The sequence below is a fragment of the Streptomyces milbemycinicus genome (genome assembly GCF_002154605.1).
Lineage (GTDB): Bacteria > Actinomycetota > Actinomycetes > Streptomycetales > Streptomycetaceae > Streptomyces > Streptomyces milbemycinicus.
In genome coordinates this window covers 1-23,226 of sequence record NZ_MUNE01000497.1, presented here as the reverse complement: position 1 = coordinate 23,226, position 23,226 = coordinate 1, and the positions used below count along the sequence as shown (strand labels likewise).

General features: G+C 71.5%; 24 protein-coding genes and 1 pseudogene. 8 read left to right on the top strand and 17 right to left on the bottom strand.

Annotation, left to right across the window (positions count from 1 at the left end):
- Window positions 1-387: pseudogene (locus CCN51_RS58200) on the top strand (hypothetical protein); the annotation flags it as partial.
- A 21-nt stretch (window positions 388-408) separates the two neighbouring features.
- Here the strand turns inward: CCN51_RS58200 and CCN51_RS35380 are convergent.
- The 3 genes from CCN51_RS35380 to trhA form a co-directional block, all read right to left on the bottom strand.
- Window positions 409-1,020, bottom strand: a complete 612-nt coding sequence (locus tag CCN51_RS35380; protein WP_014176856.1) for a TetR/AcrR family transcriptional regulator — start codon at window positions 1,018-1,020, stop codon at window positions 409-411.
- 5 nt (window positions 1,021-1,025) lie between these two features.
- Complete coding sequence (locus CCN51_RS35375) at window positions 1,026-2,588, bottom strand: MFS transporter (RefSeq protein WP_043490356.1); 1,563 nt, start codon at window positions 2,586-2,588, stop codon at window positions 1,026-1,028.
- 164 nt (window positions 2,589-2,752) lie between these two features.
- Complete coding sequence (trhA, locus tag CCN51_RS35370; RefSeq protein WP_043486925.1) at window positions 2,753-3,466, bottom strand: PAQR family membrane homeostasis protein TrhA; 714 nt, start codon at window positions 3,464-3,466, stop codon at window positions 2,753-2,755.
- A gap of 278 nt (window positions 3,467-3,744) precedes the next feature.
- On the opposite strand from trhA, the gene CCN51_RS35365 reads away from it, so the two are divergent.
- Window positions 3,745-5,574, top strand: coding sequence for a phosphoenolpyruvate carboxykinase (GTP) (locus CCN51_RS35365; protein WP_014176853.1), 1,830 nt, complete (start codon window positions 3,745-3,747; stop codon window positions 5,572-5,574).
- 74 nt (window positions 5,575-5,648) lie between these two features.
- Here CCN51_RS35365 and CCN51_RS35360 read toward each other — a convergent pair whose 3' ends face one another.
- The 5 genes from CCN51_RS35360 to CCN51_RS35340 form a co-directional block, all read right to left on the bottom strand.
- Entirely contained in the window at window positions 5,649-6,362 is a 714-nt protein-coding gene (locus CCN51_RS35360; protein ID WP_014176852.1) for a zinc metalloprotease, read from the bottom strand.
- Window positions 6,363-6,459: 97 nt separating this feature from the next.
- On the bottom strand, window positions 6,460-7,086 hold the full coding sequence (locus tag CCN51_RS35355; RefSeq protein ID WP_014176851.1) for a hypothetical protein: 627 nt from the start codon (window positions 7,084-7,086) through the stop codon (window positions 6,460-6,462).
- Window positions 7,073-8,659 (bottom strand): substrate-binding and vWA domain-containing protein, encoded by a 1,587-nt coding sequence (locus tag CCN51_RS35350; RefSeq protein WP_014176850.1) that lies wholly within the window; start codon window positions 8,657-8,659, stop codon window positions 7,073-7,075. The genes CCN51_RS35355 and CCN51_RS35350 overlap by 14 nt, the downstream gene beginning before the upstream one ends.
- A 44-nt stretch (window positions 8,660-8,703) precedes the next feature.
- Complete coding sequence (locus tag CCN51_RS35345; RefSeq protein WP_014176849.1) at window positions 8,704-9,882, bottom strand: toxic anion resistance protein; 1,179 nt, start codon at window positions 9,880-9,882, stop codon at window positions 8,704-8,706.
- Window positions 9,883-9,903: 21 nt separating this feature from the next.
- The gene (locus CCN51_RS35340; RefSeq protein ID WP_014176848.1) at window positions 9,904-11,004 is read right to left on the bottom strand and encodes a substrate-binding domain-containing protein; all 1,101 of its coding nucleotides are present in this window, start codon (window positions 11,002-11,004) and stop codon (window positions 9,904-9,906) included.
- 155 nt (window positions 11,005-11,159) lie between these two features.
- Here CCN51_RS35340 and CCN51_RS35335 point away from each other — a divergent pair, with 155 nt between their 5' ends.
- The gene (locus CCN51_RS35335; RefSeq protein ID WP_106436618.1) at window positions 11,160-11,783 is read left to right on the top strand and encodes an SMI1/KNR4 family protein; all 624 of its coding nucleotides are present in this window, start codon (window positions 11,160-11,162) and stop codon (window positions 11,781-11,783) included.
- Here the strand turns inward: CCN51_RS35335 and CCN51_RS35330 are convergent.
- From CCN51_RS35330 to CCN51_RS35320, 3 genes are read right to left on the bottom strand one after another with little or no spacing between them, the layout of a single operon-like run.
- Window positions 11,770-12,300 carry a GNAT family N-acetyltransferase gene (locus CCN51_RS35330; protein WP_014176846.1) on the bottom strand — a complete coding sequence of 177 codons (531 nt, stop codon included), beginning with the start codon at window positions 12,298-12,300 and terminating at the stop codon, window positions 11,770-11,772. The two genes, CCN51_RS35335 and CCN51_RS35330, sit on opposite strands and share 14 nt — an antisense overlap.
- On the bottom strand, window positions 12,227-12,895 hold the full coding sequence (locus CCN51_RS35325; protein WP_238545378.1) for a maleylpyruvate isomerase N-terminal domain-containing protein: 669 nt from the start codon (window positions 12,893-12,895) through the stop codon (window positions 12,227-12,229). The genes CCN51_RS35330 and CCN51_RS35325 overlap by 74 nt, the downstream gene beginning before the upstream one ends.
- A gap of 41 nt (window positions 12,896-12,936) precedes the next feature.
- Entirely contained in the window at window positions 12,937-13,821 is an 885-nt protein-coding gene (locus tag CCN51_RS35320; protein WP_014176844.1) for an NAD(P)-dependent oxidoreductase, read from the bottom strand.
- 148 nt (window positions 13,822-13,969) lie between these two features.
- Between CCN51_RS35320 and CCN51_RS35315 the strand changes: the two genes are divergently transcribed.
- Entirely contained in the window at window positions 13,970-14,953 is a 984-nt protein-coding gene (locus tag CCN51_RS35315) for a GlxA family transcriptional regulator (RefSeq protein WP_405385161.1), read from the top strand.
- On the opposite strand, the gene CCN51_RS35310 is transcribed toward CCN51_RS35315, so the two are convergent.
- Window positions 14,938-16,017, bottom strand: a complete 1,080-nt coding sequence (locus CCN51_RS35310) for an alkene reductase (protein ID WP_014176842.1) — start codon at window positions 16,015-16,017, stop codon at window positions 14,938-14,940. The two genes, CCN51_RS35315 and CCN51_RS35310, sit on opposite strands and share 16 nt — an antisense overlap.
- Before the next feature lie 119 nt (window positions 16,018-16,136).
- Between CCN51_RS35310 and CCN51_RS35305 the strand changes: the two genes are divergently transcribed.
- Window positions 16,137-16,514 carry a MerR family transcriptional regulator gene (locus CCN51_RS35305; RefSeq protein ID WP_014176841.1) on the top strand — a complete coding sequence of 126 codons (378 nt, stop codon included), beginning with the start codon at window positions 16,137-16,139 and terminating at the stop codon, window positions 16,512-16,514.
- A gap of 30 nt (window positions 16,515-16,544) precedes the next feature.
- On the opposite strand, the gene CCN51_RS35300 is transcribed toward CCN51_RS35305, so the two are convergent.
- Both CCN51_RS35300 and CCN51_RS35295 read right to left on the bottom strand, forming a co-directional pair.
- A complete protein-coding gene (locus tag CCN51_RS35300; RefSeq protein WP_014176840.1) occupies window positions 16,545-17,057 on the bottom strand; it encodes an O-acetyl-ADP-ribose deacetylase in 513 nt (170 codons plus the stop codon).
- Window positions 17,054-18,487 carry an amidase gene (locus tag CCN51_RS35295; protein ID WP_014176839.1) on the bottom strand — a complete coding sequence of 478 codons (1,434 nt, stop codon included), beginning with the start codon at window positions 18,485-18,487 and terminating at the stop codon, window positions 17,054-17,056. Before CCN51_RS35295 ends, CCN51_RS35300 begins: the two co-directional genes overlap by 4 nt.
- A 103-nt stretch (window positions 18,488-18,590) precedes the next feature.
- Here CCN51_RS35295 and CCN51_RS35290 point away from each other — a divergent pair, with 103 nt between their 5' ends.
- The gene (locus CCN51_RS35290) at window positions 18,591-19,244 is read left to right on the top strand and encodes a TetR/AcrR family transcriptional regulator (protein WP_014176838.1); all 654 of its coding nucleotides are present in this window, start codon (window positions 18,591-18,593) and stop codon (window positions 19,242-19,244) included.
- Here CCN51_RS35290 and CCN51_RS35285 read toward each other — a convergent pair.
- The 3 genes from CCN51_RS35285 to CCN51_RS35275 form a co-directional block, all read right to left on the bottom strand.
- On the bottom strand, window positions 19,219-20,058 hold the full coding sequence (locus CCN51_RS35285; protein WP_143675984.1) for a hypothetical protein: 840 nt from the start codon (window positions 20,056-20,058) through the stop codon (window positions 19,219-19,221). The genes CCN51_RS35290 and CCN51_RS35285 overlap by 26 nt on opposite strands.
- An 81-nt stretch (window positions 20,059-20,139) precedes the next feature.
- Window positions 20,140-21,228, bottom strand: coding sequence for a serine hydrolase domain-containing protein (locus CCN51_RS35280; protein ID WP_014176836.1), 1,089 nt, complete (start codon window positions 21,226-21,228; stop codon window positions 20,140-20,142).
- Between the two features lie 141 nt (window positions 21,229-21,369).
- Window positions 21,370-22,023 carry a class I SAM-dependent methyltransferase gene (locus CCN51_RS35275; RefSeq protein ID WP_014176835.1) on the bottom strand — a complete coding sequence of 218 codons (654 nt, stop codon included), beginning with the start codon at window positions 22,021-22,023 and terminating at the stop codon, window positions 21,370-21,372.
- On the opposite strand from CCN51_RS35275, the gene CCN51_RS35270 reads away from it, so the two are divergent.
- A complete protein-coding gene (locus tag CCN51_RS35270; RefSeq protein WP_055414202.1) occupies window positions 22,015-22,581 on the top strand; it encodes a flavin reductase family protein in 567 nt (188 codons plus the stop codon). The genes CCN51_RS35275 and CCN51_RS35270 overlap by 9 nt on opposite strands.
- 165 nt (window positions 22,582-22,746) lie before the next feature.
- Complete coding sequence (locus tag CCN51_RS35265; RefSeq protein ID WP_014176833.1) at window positions 22,747-23,172, top strand: hypothetical protein; 426 nt, start codon at window positions 22,747-22,749, stop codon at window positions 23,170-23,172.
- Window positions 23,173-23,226 lie beyond the last annotated feature (54 nt).

Genomic DNA, 23,226 nt, shown 5'->3' with positions numbered 1-23,226 from the left:
CTGCTGTCGTACGCGGCCGTCACCGGCGAGGACCGCCCCCGGGAGGCGGCCGAGCGCGCGCTCGGGGTGGTGCAGGCGCTCGGGGCGCGGGTGCCGCGGTTCATCGGCTGGGGGCTCGCGGTGGCCGAGGCGCTGCTGGACGGGCCGCGCGAGGTGGCCGTCGTCGGCCCCGACGGCGACCCGGCGACCCGCGCCCTGCACCGGGCCGCTCTCCTGGGCACCGCGCCCGGGGCGGTGGTCGCGGTCGGCGAGCCCGGCTCCCGGGAGGTGCCGCTGCTGCTGGACCGCCCGCTGCTGGAGGGGCGGCCCGCGGCGTACGTATGCCGCCGGTTCACCTGTGACGCCCCCACGGCGGACGTGGGGACGCTGGCGGGGAAGCTGGGGTAACGCCCGGGGCCGGAGCGGGGGCTACAGGGGCAGACCGCGGGCCAGGACGTCCAGCGCGCGGTCGATCTCCTTCTCCACGTCCTCGATCCGCCCGCGGTCGAAGCAATAGAAGATCGCTTCCTGCACCGCCGCGAGGACGGCCGCCACGACCACCCGCACGTCGAGGTCGTCCGCCGCCCGCCCGCTGCGCTCGGCCAGCACCTCGCCGAGCATGTCGCGGGTCCGGGTCATGCCCTCGCTCATCCGCCCGCGCAGCGCCGGGACCTGTCGGATCAGCGTCAGCCTGATCTCCAACTCCCCGCGGGCGTCCTCGGCGTACTGGCGGATCAGATCGACGAGGGCGTGGCGCAGAGAGGCCACCGGCGGCTCGTCGAGGGGCCGGGCGCGCAGCGCCTCCAGGATGAGGGGGTCGTACTCGTCCGTGAGGACGATGTCCTCCTTGGTGGGGAAGTAGCGGAAGACCGTGCTCGGGGAGACGTCCGCGGCCTCCGCGATCTGGTCGACCGGGGTGGCGTCGTACCCCTGTTCCTGGAAGAGCTGGTACGCGGCGCGCCGGATCGCCTGCCGGGTCTGGATCTTCTTGCGCTCACGCAGTCCGAGCTTGGGCGGGGCCGTGGGGGTGGTACGTGCCATGAAACTCATTGTCGGGCATCGGTGCGCTCCTGGGCCATGGCCGGTGCCTCGGTGTCCGCTGCGCCCCGTGTTTCCTGAGCATCCTGCCCCGGGCCCCGCGCGCCTCGACCCGGCATGAAGAGCGCCGTCAGGACAGCCGCGGCGAGCGAGACGGCGGCGGTGATCAGCAGGGTGAGGTCCATGCCGTGGACGAAGGCCCGGTCGGCGGAGGCCGCGAGTTCGGGGCTGTGCAGGCGCTCGGCCAGCAGCCGGGCGGCGGTGACCGAGTCGCCGGCGACATCCGCCGCGCCCGGCGGCAGTCCGGTGGTGTCCAGCCGGTCGTCGTACGCGTCCGCGAGCAGGCTGCCGAGCAGGGCGATCCCGAGGGCGCCGCCGACCTGCCGCAGTGTCATGAGGAGCCCCGAGCCGGTGCCCTCACGGTCCTTGGGCAGCGAGCCGAGGGCCGCGTCCATGGCCGGGACGATGCCGAAGCCGAAGCCCAGGCCGGTGAGGGACAGCCAGAGCGCGGTCATGCCGTAGCCGTCGTCCACCTCGGTGCGTGAGCCCAGGAACGCGGCCGCGGCGATCACCAGCAGCCCGCCGGAGATGACGGGCCGGGCGCCGAAGCGCGCGGCGAGCGGGGCGGCCGCGCGGGCGGAGATCAGCAGCCCGCCCATCATGGGCAGCAGCCGCAGCCCGGTGCCGAAGGCGTCGTAGCCGAGCACGGCCTGGAGGTACTGCGGCAGGACGAACAGCAGGCCCAGCAGGCAGAAACTCACCAGCGTGGCGGTGACGGCGCTCCACAGGAAGGCGGGCCGGCGCAGCAGGGGCAGGTCGAGCATGGGGCGTACGGCCTGCCGCTCACGCAGTACGAGGCCGGTCAGCAGCGCCGCCGACGCGCCGAACATGGTGCAGATGAGCGGGTCGGACCAGCCCCGGTGCGGGGCCTCGATGAAGCCGTAGACGAGGGCGGAGAGCCCGCCGGCGCTCAGCGCGGTGCTGACGACGTCGACCTTGGGGGCGGCCGGGTCGCGGGTCTCGGGGAGCAGGAACAGGCAGACGACCATGGCGATCGCGGCCATGGGGATGTTGATCAGGAAGACCGAGCCCCACCAGAAGTGGTCCAGGAGCCAGCCGCCGACCAGCGGCCCCAGCGGCATGCCGAGCGCCGCGGCCGCGCTGAGGGCGCCGATCGCCTTGGCGCGCTCCTCGGGGCCGAAGAAGGTGGGTACGACGGCCAGGGACAGCGGCGAGACCAGCGCGGCGCCCAGGCCCATGATCACGCGGGCGGCGATGACGAGGGCCGCGGAGTCCACGAGGGTGCCGACGACCGAGCCGACCAGGAAGATCCCCAGGCCCGTCACCAGCATCGCGCGGCGGCCGAACCGGTCGCCGAGCAGACCGGCGGGGAGCATTCCGGCGGCGAAGACGACGGTGTACGAGTCGGCGATCCACTGCTGTTCGCCGGTGTCGGCGCCGAGCGCCGTGGCCATCTGCGGCAGGGCGATGTTGAGGATCGTCGTATCGAAGCCGAGTACGAGCAGGGCCGCGACGAGGGCCCCGAGCGCCCACCAGCGACGCGGATTCAGCGCGTCCGGAGCGTCCGGAACGTCCTGCGCATTCGGAACACCTGGGGCATCTGAGGCATCTGAGGCAGGGGAGACAGCAGACAAGGCACACCTCCGAGAGTTACCGTCAAGTGACAGTAACTCTCAAAAGGTGGGGGCTGTCAATCGATAGTGGATGGAGGGGGTCAGGCGTGCTGATAGGCCACCAGGGAAATGCCCACGTAGTGGACGACGAAGGCGGCCAGCGTGAAGGAGTGGAACACCTCGTGGAAGCCGAACCAGCGCGGTGAGGGGTTGGGGCGCTTGGTGCCGTAGATCACCGCGCCCACGCTGTAGAGCAGCCCGCCGACGACGATCAGCGTCATCACGGCGATGCCGCCGGTACGCAGGAAGTCGGGCAGGAAGAAGACCGCGGCCCAGCCCAGGGCGATATAGCAGGGGGTGTAGAGCCAGCGCGGGGCGCCGACCCAGAAGACCCGGAAGGCGATCCCGGCGAGCGCCCCCGCCCACACCAGCCACAGCAGCAACTCCTGCTTGCCGTCAGGCAGAAGCAGCAGCGTGAAGGGTGTATAGGTGCCCGCGATGATCAGGAAGATATTGGCGTGGTCCAGCCGGCGCAGCACGGCCGCGGCGCGCGGGCCCCAGTCGCCCCGGTGGTAAAGGGCGCTCACGCCGAACAGCGCACAGGCGGTGAGGGTGTAGATGCCGCAGGCCAGCCGTCCGCGCGGGCTGTCCGCGAGGGCGGTGAGGACCACGCCGGCGATGAGCGCGGCGGGGAACATGACCGCGTGCAGCCACCCACGCAGCCGTGGCTTGACGGGGACCGGCGGAGCTGCCGGAGGCCCTGTCGTGGTGTCAACCGGAGCGTCAACGGCGGGATCGGGCACGGCGGCAGTCATGGCGCACATGCTACCTACGCCACCGTAGGTTACCCCCCTGTTTCGAGTGGTGATGGTCACCCTGTGCCCACTGGACAGATTGCCCGAGCCGTCGGATGATCAAATGAGCGCGGTCGGCACCGGATGAGCTGAGCATCCGGGTCGCAGCCCCCAAGGGGTAGCTGTCTCCATAACTCCCAAACGTCCAAAATCGCATATGGCGGGTATGAGTGCACATATCCGCCCAACCCTCAATCAGTGACGCCGGACCGGAGCGGTCCCGGCGGAATGGAGCGATCGTGGCGCCCAGCAATGTGGCTTCCTCAACCACCGCAGCCCCCACCAGCCACCAGGAGCTGATCTCCTGGGTCGGCGAGATCGCCGAGCTCACCCAGCCCGACCGGGTGGTGTGGTGCGACGGCTCGGAGGCGGAGTACGAGCGACTGTGCGCGGAGCTCGTGGAGAAGGGAACGTTCCAGCGGCTCGATCCGATCAAGCGGCCGAACTCGTACTACGCCGCCTCCGACCCCACGGACGTGGCGCGCGTCGAGGACCGCACCTTCATATGCTCCGAGCGCGAGCAGGACGCGGGCCCGACCAACCACTGGAAACACCCGGACGAAATGCGGGAGATCTTCTCGGGGGAGCAGGGCATCTTCCGGGGTTCGATGCGCGGCCGGACCATGTACGTGGTGCCGTTCTGCATGGGCCCGCTCGGCTCGCCGCTGTCCGCGGTCGGCGTCGAGATCACCGACTCCGCGTACGTCGCCGTCTCCATGCGCACCATGACCCGGATGGGCCAGGACGTCCTCGATGTCCTCGGTGACCAGGGCTTCTTCGTCAAGGCCGTGCACACCCTCGGCGCCCCGCTGGAGCCCGGTCAGGCCGACGTCCCCTGGCCGTGCAACAGCACCAAGTACATCTCCCACTTCCCCGAGGCCCGGGAGATCTGGTCGTACGGCTCCGGCTACGGCGGCAACGCGCTGCTCGGCAAGAAGTGCTACGCCCTGCGCATCGCCTCCGTCATGGCCCGCGACGAGGGCTGGCTCGCCGAGCACATGCTGATCCTCAAGCTCACCCCGCCGCGCGGCGAGGCCAAGTACGTCGCGGCGGCCTTCCCCAGCGCCTGCGGCAAGACCAACCTCGCCATGCTGGAGCCGACCATCCACGGCTGGACGGTCGAGACCATCGGCGACGACATCGCCTGGATGCGGTTCGGCGAGGACGGCCAGCTGTACGCGATCAACCCCGAGGCGGGCTTCTTCGGCGTCGCGCCCGGCACCGGTGAGCACACCAACGCCAACGCCATGAAGACCCTGTGGGGCAACTCGGTCTTCACCAACGTCGCGCTCACCGACGACGGCGATGTGTGGTGGGAGGGCATGACCGAGGACGCGCCCGCGCACCTCACCGACTGGAAGGGCAACGACTGGACGCCCGAGTCCGGCACCCCCGCCGCCCACCCCAACGCCCGCTTCACCGTGCCCGCCGGGCAGTGCCCGATCATCGCGCCCGAGTGGGAGGACCCCAAGGGCGTGCCGATCTCGGCGATCCTCTTCGGCGGCCGGCGCGCCAGCGCGGTGCCGCTGGTCACCGAGTCCTTCGACTGGCAGCACGGCGTCTTCCTCGGCGCCAACGTGGCCAGCGAGAAGACCGCCGCCGCCGAGGGCAAGGTCGGCGAGCTGCGCCGCGACCCGTTCGCCATGCTGCCGTTCTGCGGCTACAACATGGGCGACTACATGGCCCACTGGGTGAAGGTCGGCAAGACCGCCGACCAGACCAAGCTGCCGAAGATCTACTACGTGAACTGGTTCCGCAAGGACGCCGACGGCCGGTTCGTGTGGCCGGGCTTCGGTGAGAACAGCCGTGTGCTCAAGTGGATCGTCGACCGCCTCGACGGCAAGGCCGAGGGCGTGGAGACCGCGATCGGCGTGCTGCCGACCCGCGAGGCGCTGGACACCGAGGGCCTGGACATCGCCGACGCCGACCTCGACCTGCTGCTGACCGTCGACAAGGACGTATGGCGCGAGGAGGCGGCGCTGGTCCCCGACCATCTGCGCACCTTCGGCGACCACACCCCGCAGGAGATGTGGGACGAGCACCGCGCGCTCGTCGAGCGACTGGGCTGAGCGACAGTTACGCCGCGCCGAAACAGGCCGGGGCCCCGCACCCATGTGCGGGGCCCCGCCTCGTTGTTCGCGCGTCAGGCGCCGTTGGAGACCAGCTTCCTGATGCCACGCAGATCCGCGGCCGTGAACTTGCCGCCGTTGCTGTTCAGATAGCCGCCGTTCGGCGAGGCCATGACCGGCCGGTTCTCGTTCGGGCTGAACTTGGACGGGTCCGGGTGGTCAAGACCCATCATGTGGCCCAGTTCATGGGTGACCGCGTTGGTGGTCATCGCATGAGCCTTGGTCTTGTTCGAGCCGAACCAGGTGTTTTCCTTGCCCGTACTGGTCCAGTACTCGGTGTCCATCTCGACATATCCGCCCCAGGCGGAATGGTTCCGGGTGTTGTAGCAGGGAAGGGCGTGCGACATGCCCGCCTTCCCCATCGGCCGGTACTTCAGCAGAAACATGATGTGGTTCTGCGGCCCGGCGCAGTACTTCTTGTTGTTGTAATTCGTCCCGCCCTCGATCTTGGTGGACAGTACGAACTTGATTCCCGCGTTCTTCACCTCCGGCATGGCGTTGAGCTGCTGGACCGAAACCTTCAGATACGAAGTGAGCCAGCTCTGCGACTTCTGCGTCACGAAGGAGAGGGTGTACGTGCTGTTGTGCTGCAGATTTGTGATGTAGTACGGCGAGCCGGATTCCAGCTTCCAGCCCACGCCCTCGTTCGCGGCGCTCGCGGTCTGGGCCGTGGCGAATACCGTCGCGATGGCGGCGGCCAGGGCGATTCCGCCGGTTCTTTTCTTCATGTGGTGCTCCCCGTTGTACCGAGGCCCGCCGTGCACGCCGGGCCGATCGGATCCTAACGGCCGTCCGATCGCCCGCCGGCGCCCCCTCCTGGCAGCTTTAGCTGTTGCGCCCCCGGTCCTCCAGGTACTGGGTATGCGTCTGCTGACGGCGGGATTCCGCCTCCCGCAGGGCCGAGGCCATCGCGTTCGCCTCGTCGAACAGCAGCGTCAACTGGCGCTCCAGATGGCGCTCGGGCGGGTCCGTGCCGGGGGTGAGCCGGGTCCACCAGCGGGTGCGGGCATAGGTGTCGACGGCCTCGGGGACGTCGAGGCGGATGATCCGCGACAGCGCGTACGTCCCCTCCGCGTCGAGCATCAGCGCCTCGCCCGCCAGCTCCGGGTCGAGCAGCGCCGCCAGCAGCCCGTCCAGCTCGGTGAGCCGGCCGGAGGCCGCGGGCGGCAGCTCGACCTCGCCGAGATAGTCCCGCAGCCGCGCGAAGTCCTCCCGCAGGGCATCCAGTTCGCGGGCCGGGTCGGCGAAGTCCGGCGCCGCGGGCCGCTCGGGCGGGGCGATCAGCGCGCCCGCGCCGTACAGGCCGACCACTACCACCGGCCAGTAGGCGCCCGCGAGACCGGTGAAGGTGAGGGCCAGGCCCGCGACCCCCGCCGCGCTGCCGGCGATGTTCTTACGGGACTCCAGATAGCGCAGGACCTTATTGGTCTCACTGGCTTTATTGGTAGCCACGGATCTCCTCGAAGGCCTGGTCCAGCGAGCCCTTGGTCGCGTCGAAGAGCCGGCCGCCGGTGAGGGAGGCGATGTTCTCCAGCTCGCCGCGGTCGGAGTCGCCGAAGAGGATCGGGAAGACGGGGGTCGTCCGCTGTGCCCCGGGCAGGCGGCGGTAGAAGGACTCGAAGTCGTCGGCGGAGTCCCCGGCCGTGTTCTCCCCGTCCGTCATCAGCACGATCGAGGTGAAGCGGTCGTCCCCGAGGGCCGAGGCGCGCTCGGCGAGATGGCGGTACGCCGCCCGCAGACTGCTGAAGATCGCGGTCTCCCCGTCGGCGGTCAGCGCCTTGGCGTCCGCGCGGATCGCGGCGAGCGCCTTGCCCGGGTCGTCCTCGGGCACCGTATGCGTACGGACCGCCTTCACCTCGGAGCCGAAGGGCATCAGCGTCACCTCCTCCCGGTCCCGGAACCGCTCCCCGGTGGCCGCGCCGTCCGCGCCGGCCAGCTGGGTCAGCGCCGCCTTGAGCCGGTCGAGCCGGTCGCCCTCCATCGAGCCGGAGGTGTCCAGTACGTACACCGTCCGCGAGGGCCGCCGCAGCTCGTTCTCGTACGCGGCGAGCAGCCCGTCGGCCACCGACCGGGTGCCGGGGAAGGGCAGTTCGCGCCGCTTGGCGGCGGACAGCGGGGCCGCGGGCCGTACGGAGGTGACGACGGGCCGCCGGAAGGTCCGCTCGGTCAGCGTCCGCTGGGCCTCGGTGGACCGCAGATACTCGGTGAGCGCGCGGACCGAGTCCCGCGCGTCCTGGGGCGCGGAGGCGAGCGCGGTGAGCGGGTAGTCGGCGGTCACCACGCCGTCCTGGGGGCGGATCACCGTCAGGTCGGTGTGGTGGTCGCGGTTCAGGGACAGCAGGACGGACTCGTAGTTGATCAGGGCGTCCACGTCGCCGCGCCGGGTGTACGCCTGGGCCAGCCACCCGGACGAACCGGACGTCAGCTTCTGCCCCGCGAAGAACTCCTTCAGCTTCGGCGTGACCTTCCGTACGTCCGCGTCGCGCAGCGCCGACTGGGCGCCGGACAGCCCCGAGGCGATCGAGATGAGCGCCGAGAAGCCGGAGTTGGAACGCACCGGGTCGGTCATCCCGTACGTCAGCTTCCCGTCGGCCACCGCCTGGTGGATCCGGGCCCAGGTGACCTGGTCCGGATGCCAGCCCAGCCGCCGCACCACGTCCGCCCTGACGCCGAGGGCGACCGGCGAGGTCATCACCGGCGTCTCCGAGGTGATCTTCTTGGCGGTCTCCGGGCGCAGCCGCAGATAGTCGTTGGACGACAGCCAGATCGCCTCGTACGCCCCGTCGGCCTTCCCGGAGGCCACCTGCTCGACCGCGTCGAGGGTGCCGGACCAGGTGGCCTCGACGGTGACGCCGGTCGCCTCGCGCGCCGCGTCCAGCACCGGCTTCATGTCCGACAGCTCGCTGCTCGCCAGGATCCGCAGGGTGCCGGGGGCGCGCCTACCGCCTCCCTTGCCCCCCTTGTTGTCTTCATCCTCCGAGGTGCAGGCGCTCATCGGCAGGACGGCGGCGAGGCCGAGGGCCATAAGGGCGCGCCGGGGCATGCCCCGAGACGCGCCATCAGGTCTGTTCACTGCAGGCTCCCCTCGGCCGCGCTCGCCGAGCGGGTGCGCTCCAGATACGCGCTCGCCTGCTGCAACTCGTCCGTCAGGGCCTCCACCGTCGTCGCCATCGACTCGGTCGCCCGCGCCTTGTAGGTGTCGATCGCGTCCAGCGTCCGGTAGATCTGCTGGAACGCGCCGCGCAGCGTCTCCACGCCCACCGCCGGGTCGGCCGCGATCCGCTGGATCTCGCCGCTCTGGGTGGCCAGCATCTCCGCATTGCCCCGGATCAGGTCCTCGGTCGTTCCGCGCAGGGCGTTGACCTGCTCGGTCACCTTGCGCTGGCTCTCCAGCGCGGAGGACAGCATCACCGCGATGCGCAGCGCCGAGACAGTGGTGGTCGCGGCCCGGTCGACGCCCTTGATCAGCTCCTCGTTGTTGCGGCGTACGACGTCCATCGCCAGATACCCCTGTGCGCACACCGCGAGCTGCGTCAGCAGGTCCTGGTGCTTCTGCCGTACGGGGAAGAGGACATCGGCGCGCAGCGCGTCCGCCTGCGTCGGGTCGGTGGCCTCGACGGCCGTGATCTGCCGCTCGACCGCCGTGTCCAGGGCGTCGGCCAGCACCGCGTACTCCTGGAGCTTGCCCATGCTCTCCCACAGCCGGACGCGCTCGGTGTGCAGGGCGGCGTTGTCGCGGCGCAGCTCGTCCTGGCCGCCGCGCAGCGAGCCGACGATCTTGTTGAGGGTGCCCTGGGCGGAGGCGTACTTGGCGACGTGGTCGCGCAGCTTGTTGCCGCCCGGCAGCTTGGACAGCAGCTTGCGCGCGCCCTTCAGCTGGGTGTCGCGCGGGTCCAGGTCCTCGACGGTGCGGCGCAGTTCGACCAGCGAGGAGGACACCCGGGTCTGGGCGTCGCCGTCGCCCTGGGCGAGGGAGCGCACGGTGCGGTCCAGCATCCGGTTGGACTGCTGGGCGGCGCCGCGCATCTCGCCCGCGCCGAGCGCCGTGATCTCGCCGATCCGGGTGGCGAACTCGGGGGAGCGGGCGTCAAGACCGGCCAGCGTGGATACGTACTCGGAGGCGCGGCGCTCCATCTCCTCCCGTGCGGAGTCCTCGACCGGCACCAGACCGGCCGCCTTCTCCTTGGGCACCGGGGCGACGGGCTCGGGCGGGGTGAGGACCAGGTCGTCGTTGTTGTCAGTGGCCATGATGGTCTCCTGTCCCTGTCCCTAGCTTCTGGCTCGTCGCGCGAGGTCCCGCAGCACCTCGGCCTTGGGCACGGGCGCCTGCCGGACTCCGGTCAGCCGCTGGTTGAGGTACGCGGTGTGGGGCGCGGTGGCGGCGATGAACTCGGACGCCGCGCCCTGCGGCCGGAAGCCGTGCCGCACGGCCAGTTCGCGCAGCTTCTTGTCGCCGCTCAGCAGCTCCCCGAGCTTGCGGCCCTCGGGGGTCAGCGGCACCAGGGTGTGGTCGCTGTTGACCGTGACGTCCGGGTAGAGGACGACCATGTCGCCGACGTCCTGCTTCTGCATCAGCAGCGAGGCGACCTGCGATTCGTAGACCAGGACCAGCGGATTGGCCGCCCCGCTGATGAAGTCCCGGAACGGGGCGTCGGAGCTGGACTGCTGGGCGCCCTGGACGCTGATGAGCTTCTTCAGCAGCGGGGTGGTCCGGGCGACATCCGCGTCATTGGCGACGATACGGCCGCCGTTGGCCACGTACGAGGCGGCGGCCAGATACAGCGCGCCCGAGTTGGACTGGGCGGGGTCGGTGCTGGTGACGGACACCACGCCGTTCAGCTCGCTGTACTTCTGCGAACCCTTGAGCTGTTGCCAGGTGCGGTCCTCCTTGGCGGCCTTGAGGTACGCGGCCATCTTCAGCGTGCCGGTGTTCTTGCCGGTCAGCGTCGCGAGCCCGTTGTCGGCCAGCACCCCGGCCGCGTTGCGGTGCGCGACGACCACCAGCGGCGAGTAGAACGGCCGCAGCGGCGTACCGTTCACCCCGGCCTTCCGGGCCAGCTCGGCGGCGGGCGACTCGCTGCTCGGGAAGGCGAAGTCGTACCCCTTGAGTGGAAGGTTCTCCATCGCCCAGGAGCCGGACGTCTCCGTCTTCACGGTGACCCCCTTGTCCGCGAGGGCCTTCACCACATCGGGGTCGGCGAAGAACTCGGCCTTCTCCGACCCGATCACTCCGCGCACGGTCGTCGTTGCCGTGCCCTTGTCCTTATCGCGTCCCGCGACGACAGCGACAATCACGCCGCCGATCAGCAGAACCGCCAGGACGATTCCGAATATGCGTCTCACGGCGGCAGCGTGCTCGCGGAAACCCACATTCCGGGCTTGATCAGATGACGGGAAGGTGAACTACTGATCGCAGTCCGAAACAGGAATCAGCCGTTCTGGAACGGGAGTTGGTGCCGCCCGGCTCCCTTGCGCGGCAGCTCCGGCCAGGGCCGCTGTCCGACCGGCGTGTCACCCTGTGCACCATGACCGGCCATCTGACCGACACCCCGCCCCACGAGCCGACGGACGACCCGACGGACGACCTGATCGGCACCCAGACCCCGGCGCGCCGCCTCACCGATCCGGACGAGGCGATCGCCGCACTGGAGCGCGCCGTGCCCGGCCTGGCGGCTCACCGCAGGCCGGAGCCCGTCGCGCTCGACTGGGCGGTGCTGGAGGAGGGCCTGGGCACCGCCCTGCCCGCCGACTACAAGCGCCTCGCCGAGTGGTACCCCAACTTCGTCCTCGGCGACTTCCTCCTCGCCGGCCTCCCCGGGCCGGGACAGGAGCGGCACCAGCTCGCCGGCATCCGCGAGACGCTGACCGAGGACCTCCAGGACTGGTGGGAACACGACATGACAGCCGGCCTCCGCCTCTATCCGGCACCGGGCGGGCTGCTCCCGTGGGCGGAGTCGAACCAGGGCGACATGTTCCTGTGGAGCACGACCGGGGACGGCCCGCAGGACTGGCTGGTGACCGTCGCTTCCCACAACGGCGGCTGGTGGCACTACGCGGGCGGCGCCGTCCAGTTCCTCGCGGAGCTGTGCGACGGCACGCTCGAACCCTGGGAGCTGCCCTCGATCGACCGCGACGTCATCGCGTTGTGAACGCCCTCACCGCTGCGCCGTCGAGCCGCTTGCGGAAGCACACCCGGGCCTGCCCCCGGCCGTCGTAGTCGCTGTGCACGGGCACCCCGTCGACCTCGCGGTCGCCCGCCTCGCACTCGAACCCCATGGCCCGGTGAAACGCGATGGACCCGGTGTTCCCCGGCGAGGTGATCGCGCGCACCTCCGTCCGGCCCGCCTCGGCGGCCCGCCGGAAGAAGGCCTCGTAGAGCCCGCGCGCCACGCCCTGCCCGCGCAGTCGCGGGTCCACCCCCACGAAGTGGATATACGCCTCGTGGCCGTTGTCCCCGGAGTAGAAGCCGACCAGGAACGCCTCGACCGCCCCCGCCTCGTCCTCCCGTACCAGGCTGGTGCCGGAGAAGAACTGCAGAAACAGCTTCGGCAGCAACAGCGACAGCTCGCGGGCCTGCTGGGGCGTGCGGGAGTCACCCCACCACGTCTGTACGCACTCCACCAGCGCGGGGTGGTCGGACACGCGGGCCTGGCGCGGATCTGGCATTCCTGTCTCCTTCGGGTGTTCCGTCCCACTGCCACTCGGCGCGCCGTGGACGGCCGGGAAGCGGGATACGTCCGGTGCACCACAACAGGGTGTCAAACGGGCTGTTGCCCGCCGGGGCACCGGGGAAGAGACGGGTGAGCGCGGCACCGACCGGGCCGTCGGGCGGCGCCCAGGGAAGCCCGAGGGCGCGGGTGATGTCGTGGGTGTGGACGAGCAGTTCGGTGATGCCCATGGCGGCGAACCCGGCGGCGTCCGAGTGCCCCCAGGGATGCCAGGCGCGCACCTGGCCGGCCGTGTCCCGGACGGTGGAGGTGAGAAGGGACGCGGCGATCCGGATCCCCTCCAGACAGGCGGGGACCGGGGCCGCGGGATCGAGCGAGGCGAAGAGCGTGATGTAGCGGTCCTGGGGCCGGGCGATGAGCAGTCCGGCGTAGCCGGTCAGGCCGAGGGCGAGGTGGTCGAGGGTCTCCCGGCAGGTCCAGTCGAGGCCGTGGGCCGGGCGTGACCAGTCCTGGTCGGCGGTGGTGAGGAGAGCAGCCAGGCAGTCGTCGGCGGCGGCCGACAGCAGCTCCGCCCAGGGGGCGGCGGTGGGCATCGCTTCCGGGGTGGGATGAGGGATGGCCGCGGCCGTCGTGGTCACTGGTCGGCCGCCGGCTTCCGCAGGACCTCGATCACACCCGCGAAGCTGTCCGGGCCGTGGCCCGCGGCCCTGGCCCGCTCCATGGTGGACTTCAGCAGCTCGGGCAGGGCGTTGTCGATGCCCCGGGACGCCGCCGCGTGCAGCAGGTGCTCGATGGCCGCGATCTGTACGTCGATGGTCGCGTCGTCGCCCGGATAGCGGCCGGCGTCCACCTGCGGTGCGTAGGTGGTGAGGAAGCCGGTCACGGCGGTCAGCCAGCGGATCGCTACCGGGGTGAAGGCCGTGGCCGGCGTCTTCTCGGCGCCGACCAGCGCGGTGCCGTGCAGCCAGCCGGCCATGGTGGACCACATCAGGCCGAGCAGGGCCGCGTCGTAGAGGGAGGCCAGGCCGGGGTCGTCGGACAGGTGCAGGGGGTCGCCCAGGGCCGCCAGGGTCGGCCGGTGGGCTTCGAAGACGGCGCGCGGACCGCTGTAGAGGAACATCATCTCGGGGCTGCCGACGCCGGGCGGGGTGGTCATGATCGCGCCGTCGAGGTAGTCGGCGTCATGGGACCGGGCCCAAACGGCCATCTCCTGGGCCTGCTCCGGTGAGCCGGAGGTGAGGTTGACCAGGACCTTGCCCGCGAGGGTGTCGGCGACGGGGTCGAGGACGGTGTGCAGCGCCTCGTAGTCCAGTACGCAGGCGACGATCAGCGGGCTCGCCGCGACCGCCTCCCCGGGCGTCGCGGCCGGGCGGGCGCCCCGGCCGGCCAGCGGCCGGGCCTTGTCCGCCGAGCGGTTCCACACGGTGGTCCGGTGGCCGCGGTCGAGCAGCGCGGCGGCCAGCGCCGAGCCCATCGAGCCCAGTCCGATGACCGTGACGGCCTGGTGGTCAGCGTTCAACTCACAACTCCTCGTACGTCCGCACACAGCGGTTGATCACTCACCTCCCACGCTCGCAGCGCCCGGCGGCCGCGGACAGTGACACCGATGACGGCCATCACCAAATTCCTGCCATACGCTGCGAGGCATGAGCGCTGGTTCCGTGGCCGTGGTCGTGACCGAGGAGATCGGGCTCCCCTCCTGGGACCTCTACGAGCTGAGCATCCCCTGCACCGTCTTCGGGAAGGCGCAGGCCGACCTGGCCGACCCCTGGTACGAGCTGATGCTGTGCGGCACGGGAGAGGGTGAGCGACCCAAGGACGCCGACGCCGCCGCCGGCACCGGGCTCGTGCTGCGGACCGGCCACGGCCTCGACGACCTGGTCGGAGCCGACACGGTCATCGTGCCGTCGGTGCCCGACGCCTGTGTCGAAGAGGGCAAACCCCTGCCGGAGGCGCTGATCCTGGCCCTGCGCCGGGCCTACGACGCGGGCGCCCGCATGGTCTCCCTGTGCACCGGCGCCTTCGCGCTCGCCGAGGCCGGGCTCCTCGACGGGCGGCCCGCCACGGCCCACTGGCAGCACACCGCCCAACTCGCCGAGCGCTACCCGAAGGTGCGGGTCGACGACTCGGTGCTGTACGTGGACGACGGCGACGTGCTCACCAGCGCGGGCCTGACCGCCGGGCTCGACCTCTGCCTCCACCTCGTACGCCGCGACTTCGGCGCCCATGTCGCGAACCAGCTGGCCCGCCGCATGGTGGTGCCCGCCCACCGGCCCGGCGGCCAGGCCCAGTTCATCGACCTGTCCGTGCCCGCGACCGACGACGACGCACTGGCCCCCGTACTCGACTGGGCCCGCTCCCACCTCGACCGGCCCCTGACGGTGCGGGACTTGGCGCTGCGGGCCGCGATGAGCCCCCGCACCTTCTACCGTCGGCTCCAGGCGGCCACGGGGACGACGCCCTTGCAGTGGCTGCTCACCCAGCGCCTCGGGCGGGCCCAGTCCCTGCTGGAGTCGACCGACCTCCCCATCGAGAAGATCGGCGAACTCAGCGGCCTGGGCACGGCCAACAACCTCCGTCACCACTTCCTCCGGCACATCGGAGTGTCGCCGAGCGAGTACCGGCGGGCCTGGCGTCAGACGGTGTGCTGATACGCCGAATAGGTCAGATAACCCGCGTCGCCACCCTGGTAGTACGTGGCCTCGTCGGCGGGGGCGATCGGAAGCCCGGTGCGCAGCCGCTCGACCAGGTCGGGGTTGGCGATGAACGCGCGGCCGAAGCTGACGAGGTCGGCCCCCAGCCCGAGCCAGTGGTCGGCCTCGGTCCGCCCGGTCTGCTTCGGGCCCATCGGAAGCACCGGGTTCATGATGAGGGTGCCGGGCCACGCACGGCGCAGCCCCACCAGCACCTCCTCGTCGGCGGTGGCTTCGAGATGCACGTACGCCACCTCAAGCCGGGCCAGCTCGGTCAGCAGCGCGGTGTAGAGCTCTGGAACATCGGCTTCCGCCACGCCCCAGAACGTCCCGCCCGGGGAGAGCCGTATACCGGTCCTGGCCCCGCCGACGGCCTCCACGGTCGCCGACACCGCCTCGACGGCGAACCGGATCCGGCCCGCGACCGAGCCTCCGTAGCGGTCCGTGCGCAGGTTGGCGTTCGAGGAGAGGAACTGCGAGATCAGATAGCCATTGGCGCCGTGCAGCTCGACACCGTCGAAGCCGGCGTCGATGGCACGGCGGGCGGCCTGCGCGTACGACCGGGCGTGCTCGGGCACCTCGGCGGTCTCCAGGGCGCGCGGCGTCGGCGTGGGCTGGGGCCCGGTCGGGGTGAACACCTCGCCGACGGCGGCGACGGCCGAGGGCCCCACCGGGCGCATACCCGTGGTGTCCGGGTGCGAGACCCGCCCGCCGTGCATGAGCTGGGCGAAGATCCGGCCGCCGCTGGTGTGCACGGCGGCGGTCACCGGGCGCCACGCGGCGACCTGCTCATCGGTGTGCAGCCCCGGTGTACCCGGATTGGACTGCCCGATCAGACTCGGCTGCACGCCTTCGGTCACGATCAGCCCGGCGGTCGCCCGCTGCGCGTAGTACGTCGCCATCGACGGCGTCGCCAGACCGCCGTCGGCGGCCCGGATCCGCGACATCGGGGCCATCACCACCCGGTTGGGCAGCGTCAGGTCGCCGAGCCGATAGCTGTCGAAAAGGGTCGTCGTCGTCACGTCGGGTTTCCTCCGCGATCCGCGGCGCCCGCTTCTCGGGCGCTCGGCGGTTACGCTAAAACCTCACATGGATGTCAGAGGCAAGGCTCTGTGCCGCAGGTCACAGTCGGGAGGACGGCATGCGCATCGGGGAGCTCGCCGCACGAGCCGGGGTCAGCGTCAGATCCCTGCGCTACTACGAGGAACAGGGGCTGCTCACCAGTACCCGCAGCGCCAGCGGGCAGCGGCACTACACGGATGACGAGGTCGAACGGGTCACGTTCATCCAGCGGCTGTATGCCGCGGGTCTGTCCAGCCGCACTATCTACGAACTGCTGCCGTGTGTCGACGCGCCCAGCGAGGAGAATTCCGACGCCGCGCTGGAGCGGATGGCACAGGAGCACGACCGGCTCTCCCGCCACATCGACGAACTCATCCACACCCGGGACGCACTCGAAGGGCTGATGGCCACGAACCGCGCGCATCGCGAGACCTTGCGGGCAACGGCTGCCTGCTGACCGCGGTCTGCTGATCGCCCCGACCGCGCCCTAACCCGCGTGCGCGGCGAACACCGCGTACGCGGGCTCGTCGAAGAGGACGAACCTGACCTCCTCGACCGCGGTCTCCGCCGCTCGCACCGTCTCGACGGCGATACGGGCGGCGTCCTCCATCGGCCACCGGTAGACGCCGGTCGAGATGGCCGGGAACGCGACCGTACGGGCGCCGAGTTCGTCGGCGACCCGCAGCGATTCGCGGTAGCAGGAGGCGAGGAGGTCCGAGCGGTCCTCAGTGGCCGACCACACGGGCCCCACCGTGTGAATCACCCACTCGGAGTGCAGCCGCCCCGCGGTCGTGGCCACGGCCCGCCCCGTCGGCAGCCCCTTGCCGTAATGGGACGCCCGCAGCGCCCGGCACGCCTCCAGGATCTCGGGCCCGCCCCGGCGGTGGATGGCGCCGTCGACGCCTCCGCCGCCGAGGAGGGAGGAGTTCGCGGCGTTGACGATGGCGTCGACGTGCTGGTCGGTGATGTCGCCGCGGACGAAGGTGATGGTGGTGCTCATGGGCCCATTGTGGAGTGCCGGCGCGGGTCGACCGGTGTGAGCACTCCGAGGCGGTCCTCGATTTCCTGGGCGGCGGCCAGGCACAGGTCCTCCCGGAACGCGCGCCCGACGATCTGCACACCGGACGGCAGCCCATCACTCAATCCGGTCGGTACGGCCACCCCGGGCACCCCCACGAAGCTGGTCACCGAGCACAGGCGCATACCCGCCCCGACCCGCTGCCGTCCTGCCCTGTCGCGTGACTCCAGCCCCGGCTCGACGGGCGGTTCGGTGAACACCGGCCCCAGCAGCAGCGGGTACTCGTCGAGGAACTCCGCCCAGGACCGGCGGATGCTGAACCAGGCGCCCATCAGTTTCATGAACTCCTCGGCGGTCGCGGGCGGGGTCTGCTCCATGGTCATCCCGATGTAGCGGTCTCCACCTTCGCCGAGCAGCTTCCGCACGGCCGGCCAGGTCGGGGCGAACTCGGTCACGGTGATCCGGTGGTACGCCTCCAGCGCCTCGTCCAACCGCGGAACGTCCGCCACCTCCCGCACGTCGTACCCGGCGTCCCGCAGCGCGTCGGCCGCGGTCGCGACGGCCCCGCGCACCGTGGGGTGGACGCCGTGGCCTCCGGGGTCGGCGACGACCGCGACCTTCAGCGGCCCCGGCAGCCGCTCACCGTATGCGGGTACGGGCACGGCCCGCGGGTCGCGCGGATCGGTCCCGGCCAGCGCCTCGTACGCCAGCCGCAGGTCGGCGACGCCGCGTGCCAGGGGCCCGTCGGTGACCAGCAGTTGGGAGGCGGGCCCGGGATCGTCCTGGCCGAGGACGCGGTGGTCGGCGGGAAACCGCCCGGTGGTCGGCTTCAGCCCCGCCACACCGCAGAACGAGGCCGGGATCCGTACCGACCCGCCGGAGTCGTTGCCGAGTCCGAGCGCGGCCATGCCGGTGGCGACGGCCACCCCGTCGCCGCCGCTGCTGCCTCCCGGGGTCCGGGCCGGGTCCCACGGGTTGACGGTGTCGCCGAACAACTCGCTACGGGTGTGCATGCCGGCCAGGACGAGGGTGGGCATGTTGCTGTGCCCGATCGGTATCGCCCCCGCCGCACGCAGCCGTGCCACCGGGGGCGCGTCGGCCGGCGCCACCAGGTCGCGGAAGCGCGCGGACCCGAGCGTGGTCGGTACGCCTTCGACGGCTGTGGTCTCCTTCACGGTGAACGGCACGCCGGCCAGAGGGCCCAGCCGCTCGCCCGCGGCCCGCCTCCGGTCCGTCTGCGCCGCGGCCTCCCGGGCGCGCTGGGCCAACAGCTGAGTGACCGCGTTCACCTGCGGGTTGACCTCGGCAATGCGGTCCAGATGGCTGTCGACCAGTTCCACGGCCGAGATGTCTCCGTCGCGAACTGCCTGCGCCTGGGCGGCGGCTGACATCTTCCACAGGGCGTTCTGCACGACCCCTGTCCTTCCCGTACACGTTTCGATGCGCTTGCATCGGAACCGTAGCCTAGGATCGATGCAAGCGCATCGGAAAAGACGGCAGGGGAGACGACCGGGCATGCCACGGCAGGTGGACCACGAAGGCAGACGCCGCCGGATCGCCGAGGCCATCTGCCTCATCGCCGACGAACGCGGGCTGGAGGGCGTGACCCTGCGCGACGTCGCCGCCGTCGCGCAGGTCTCCATGGGGGCTGTTCAGCGCTGCTTCCGCAGCAAGGAGGAGATGCTCCTGTTCGCCGTCGGCTACGTCGGCGAGCGGATCACCGAACGCGTGCGGACGCGGCTGGGCGGCGGCCCGGCCCAGCCGCCCGCCACCGCCCTGGGCCACGCGGCCACCGAGGTTGCCCTGCTCCGCGAGGAACACCGCGCGGAGGCACGGGTCTGGCTCGCCTTCGTCGCCCAGGCCGCCGTCAGCGAGCCGCTCGCCGACACCCTCAGGACCAGCTATGCGGCCCTCCAGGACCTCTTCGCCCGCCTCATCACGGAGGCCACAGAGGCCACGGAGGCCACGGGCAGCGCCCCCGTCGGCAAAGACCCCGCGCCGCCCGGACCACGGCGCGAGGCCCGGGCCCTGCTCGCCCTCGCGGACGGCCTCACCAGCCACGTACTCATCGGCCACCTCACCTCCGAGGAGGCCGACGAGGTCCTGCACGCGCACCTGGCCGGTCTCTGGGAGCGCCTTGACGCTACGACCGCCGGCCGGGCGAACTGACACGCTCCGTGGGGCCGCCGAAGGGCAGGAACGTCGACCGGGTGGCGAGGGCGCGGTCCGAAGTCCCGCCTGCCGCGTACAACTCGGCGCGGATCCGCTGGGCGGTCCGAGCGGCGAGCGAGATGCCGGTTTCCTTGTCACCGCCGGACGTCACGATGGCGAGCACGCCTCCGACGCGGACGTCGACGGCGTAGGACGGAGTGCCGTCGTACTCGTCACTGCCGGTTTGCCGCGAGATCTCCAGCAGCGCCTCGTCGCCGAGGGCGGCGAGCTCCCGGGCCTCGTGGTGCTCCTGGACGGGGGCGGCCTCCGTGTCGACGGTGACGTCCGGACAGGCTTCGTGGAGCCGGCGCCGGATCTCCAGATAGCGCTCGGTGCGCCCGGCGGGCATCGACACCAGCTGTACGGTGACGCTCCGGCCGGTCTCCGCGGCGCGTGCAAGATGCACGGTCTGCTGGGCGCTGGCCCCCTCGAAGCCCCTCATCTCCACGCGCAGGTCGTCCCCGGGCTCGCACTGGGTCCAGTCGCCTCCCCCGTACCGGCCGAAGAGCCCCAGGTACGTCCCGGTGACCTTCGCGTGCCTGCCCAGCGCCGCGGCGGGCAGCAGGGCAGCCTTCAGCTCGGTTGCGGTGAAAACCCGTTCCGGGTCGGCCTCGCCGTCGACGCCGGGCGCCGTGGAGGGGGTGCCCGACGGGTCCCCCGCCGCGGCCGGACGCCGCGCATCAGGCGGCGCCTCTGTGCTGCCGCACCCGGTGAGGAGGGCCGTCAGCATGACGGCGTGGCCTGCTATCCCCGCACGTACGGCCGCTCGCACGACACCTCCCCCGGTTCGGTGAACAGTTCGCCAGGAAACCCTAGATGGGTGAGTCAACAGCCCATCAACGGGCATGCGGCCTCACACGATGGGCGGGCCCGGTTCGACCGCCTGCGAGACCGCGGCGAGCAGGGTTTCGACCTCCGCGCCCCAGCGGGAGCTGATGACCAGGTCGCGGGACGGATCGACCCACAGCAGGTGGCCGCCGCCATTGCCGCGGGCGCAGCGGCCGGTCGCCGGGGCGGTGGGCCATACGGTGTGGTGGTCATTGAGCCACCAGGACAGGCCGTAGTTGGGCTTGTGCCGGCACGGGGTCCACATGTGCTCGATCCAGCGGGCGGAGAGGACCTGCCGCCGGCCCCATCGGCCGCCGCGCAGGCACAGGTGCCCGAGGTGGGCCAGGTCCAGCGCGTTGATCCACAGGCCCCCGCCCCAGTGGGCGCCGCCGGAGACCACCGGCACGCGGGTGCCGTCGACGTCCGTGAAGGAACTGGCGTAGCCGTGCCAGGACCAGGACGACGAGGCGCCGATGGGGTTCATGACGCGGTCCCGCAGGACATCCGGCAGCGCCCGGCGGAACAGGGCGGTGAGCGCCAGGGCGGCGAGGTTCACGCGGACGTCGTTGTACGCCCAGCCCTCACCGGGCGGCCCACCGGGCGACTCGGTGCCCTCCCGCGTGCTCTGCGCGTCCACCGATGTCGGCTTGGACCACAGCTCGCCCTCCCACTGGCTCGTCTGGTCCAGCAGATGGCGCCAGGTGATCCCCCGCCCATGGGCATCGGCGAACTGCGGCAGCCCGACGCGGACCGCGACCGGCTCGTCGAGGACCAGCAACCCGTCGTCGTGGGCGATACCGGCCACCAGAGCCAGCACACTCTTCGTCGCGCTGTACGCCATCTCGACGCGCGTCGGATCCCCCCAGGACGCGAGGACCGCACCGCGCCGGACGACGACCCCGCTCGCGCCCTGGCCGTCCAGCAGCGGGCCGATGACCTCCCGGTGGGAGTCGTCGGCCACCTGGGCGGCGAGATACGACGCCATGTCCTCGACGCCGGGCACGGGCCGCTCGCCCTGCCGCCGGGCCGCCCGCGCCACGGCCTCCGCGTCCACGCCCTCCCAGGGATCCCCGGCGCCGACCGCCTCGTCCAGGCCCGCAAGTACCTTGTCCATTCCCGCCCTTAGACCTTCCCTCGACCGCCGTGTGCGGTCGACCGCTGATGGCAATCGTCTACCCGCGGTTTCCCGGTTCCGGAGCCGTTGATCCCGCTGAACATCACACGACTCCCTTCCCGGCCCTCGGGCCGCCCTGGTTCAGATGCGGGCGATCAGGGCGTACCGCTCATCGCTCACCGGCCCGCCCCACAGCTCGCCGTTGCCGCTGAGGTCGTCGATGCGCAGCTCGGTTACGAGGGGGCGGACGGCGGCCGTCAGGTCTTCGGCGGTGATCCCTTGGTGCCAGGGCAGGGTTTCGGCGCCGGCCACGTACGGGACGCCGCTCTGTCCGGCCTCGCGCCACCGGCCTTCGGCCAGGATGAGGGTGCCGCCGGGGCGCAGCCGGGCGGTCCACTGGCGCAGGGCCGCGTGTGGGTCGGGCAGGGTCCACAGCAGGTGGCGGCAGAGCAGCGCGTCGAAGCGGTCTTCGCCGGTGGGCGGTTGGGCGGCGTCCCCGACGAGGAAGGTGCCGGTGAGGCCGGCGGCGGTGAGCTTGGCCCGGGCCTGGTCGACCATACGGGGTGAGAGGTCCACGCCGGTGACGTGGTGTCCGGCCGCTGCCAGCAGGTGTGTGAGCGAGCCGGTGCCGCAGCCCACATCCAGCACGCGGGCCGGGGCGGGAGGCATCCAGCTCTCCAGGAGGCGGGCCCACGCCCGGCGGGTGTGCTCGGCCCGCAGGCCGTGATCGGGTTCGTCGTCGAAGTCCGGCGCGGCGGCGTCCCAGTAGGCGGCGATGGCAGCAGTATCTGTCATGGCGCGATCGTTTCAGCCACCGCTGACAACGACCGCCGGGCGGGCGCTTCGGCGTCCGCCGAAACGTCCACGGTGGTGCTCGGACTGGGGCGGGAAGGCCAGACTGCGCGGAACCTCCGCGGCCGGCCCGATGTCGTGATCAATCTGCCCGCCCCGGACCAGTGGCAGGCGGTGGAGCGGCTGGCGCCGCTCACCGGGCGGAGTCCGGTGCCGTCGACCAAGGCGAAGGGGTGCCGGTTCGAGCCGGACAAGTTCGGTGCGGCCGGACTGCACGAGGAACCGTCCGATGTGGTCCGGCCGCCGCGCGTCGCCGAGTGCCCCGTCCAGTTGGAGGCCCGCGCCGAGCGGGTGCGGCCGGATGTCGCCGGAGGGTTCGTCATTGTCGAGGCCGTGGTGCGTAAGGTCCACGCCGACCCCCGCATCGTCGTGCCCGGCACGGACCACGTCGATCCCGCCGCCTGGAGCCCGCTCGTCTACAACTTCCGTCACTACTTCGGACTCGGCCCTGAACTGGGCCATTCCTACCGCACCGAAACGCCCCGCACGTCCGAGGACTGAGCCCGTGCACATATCCGGGTGATCGACCCCCGGGCCCGGGACCGGTCCCCACCCGGGTACGGGACGGTCTGGAGGTGTCGGGGGTCCGCCTCGGCCGTGGGGTGCATGTGGCGTATGCGGCGCATGTGGTGCGCATGTGGTGCATCGAGGGAAAGGTGAGATCTGATGGCCGCTCAGGTCCTGGAGCGCATGCCGGGCAGGGTCAAGTTCGCCGTGGCGGGCGTATGGGCTCAGGCCGTGACCAACCTGGTCGCCGGGGGCTCGGTGCTGTCCGAAGTGGACAGCCGGCTCGACCACGGCCAGGAGGTCGCGTCGCCCGGTCTGGCGCGGGGGCTCGCGTACTTCTCCATCGCTGTGGCGGTGCTGCTGGCCGTCTCCAGCCTGTTCGCCCAGAAGCGGTTCGGATGGGTGTGGACCGTGTTCGTCATCGTCGAGACGCTGGCCGTGGTGGGCGCGTTGTTCGGGATCCTGGCCGTGTGGCTGGGCCTTCAGGGCGTGAGCGAGACCTCCGTGGTCATCAGCCTGGTGCTCCCCCTGGCGATCGGCGGCGCGCTGATCACCGGCCGGGGGCAGGACTGGTTCAGCCGCTGATGCCGAGGGCCGCCGCGTGGGTCTCCACGTGCTCGGCGGCCAGGGCGGTGGCGG

Bases quoted from the DNA above. Each gene is read 5' to 3' on its own strand.
- CCN51_RS35380 (WP_014176856.1), bottom strand. From the start codon at position 1,020: ATGGCACGTACCACCCCCACGGCCCCGCCCAAGCTCGGACTGCGTGAG.
- trhA (WP_043486925.1), bottom strand. From the start codon at position 3,466: ATGACTGCCGCCGTGCCCGATCCCGCCGTTGACGCTCCGGTTGACACC.
- CCN51_RS35360 (WP_014176852.1), bottom strand. From the start codon at position 6,362: ATGAAGAAAAGAACCGGCGGAATCGCCCTGGCCGCCGCCATCGCGACG.
- CCN51_RS35350 (WP_014176850.1), bottom strand. From the start codon at position 8,659: ATGGCCCTCGGCCTCGCCGCCGTCCTGCCGATGAGCGCCTGCACCTCG.
- CCN51_RS35345 (WP_014176849.1), bottom strand. From the start codon at position 9,882: ATGGCCACTGACAACAACGACGACCTGGTCCTCACCCCGCCCGAGCCC.
- CCN51_RS35335 (WP_106436618.1), top strand. From the start codon at position 11,160: ATGACCGGCCATCTGACCGACACCCCGCCCCACGAGCCGACGGACGAC.
- CCN51_RS35330 (WP_014176846.1), bottom strand. From the start codon at position 12,300: ATGCCAGATCCGCGCCAGGCCCGCGTGTCCGACCACCCCGCGCTGGTG.
- CCN51_RS35325 (WP_238545378.1), bottom strand. From the start codon at position 12,895: ATGCCCACCGCCGCCCCCTGGGCGGAGCTGCTGTCGGCCGCCGCCGAC.
- CCN51_RS35305 (WP_014176841.1), top strand. From the start codon at position 16,137: ATGCGCATCGGGGAGCTCGCCGCACGAGCCGGGGTCAGCGTCAGATCC.
- CCN51_RS35300 (WP_014176840.1), bottom strand. From the start codon at position 17,057: ATGAGCACCACCATCACCTTCGTCCGCGGCGACATCACCGACCAGCAC.
- CCN51_RS35290 (WP_014176838.1), top strand. From the start codon at position 18,591: ATGCCACGGCAGGTGGACCACGAAGGCAGACGCCGCCGGATCGCCGAG.
- CCN51_RS35280 (WP_014176836.1), bottom strand. From the start codon at position 21,228: ATGGACAAGGTACTTGCGGGCCTGGACGAGGCGGTCGGCGCCGGGGAT.
- CCN51_RS35275 (WP_014176835.1), bottom strand. From the start codon at position 22,023: ATGACAGATACTGCTGCCATCGCCGCCTACTGGGACGCCGCCGCGCCG.
- CCN51_RS35265 (WP_014176833.1), top strand. From the start codon at position 22,747: ATGGCCGCTCAGGTCCTGGAGCGCATGCCGGGCAGGGTCAAGTTCGCC.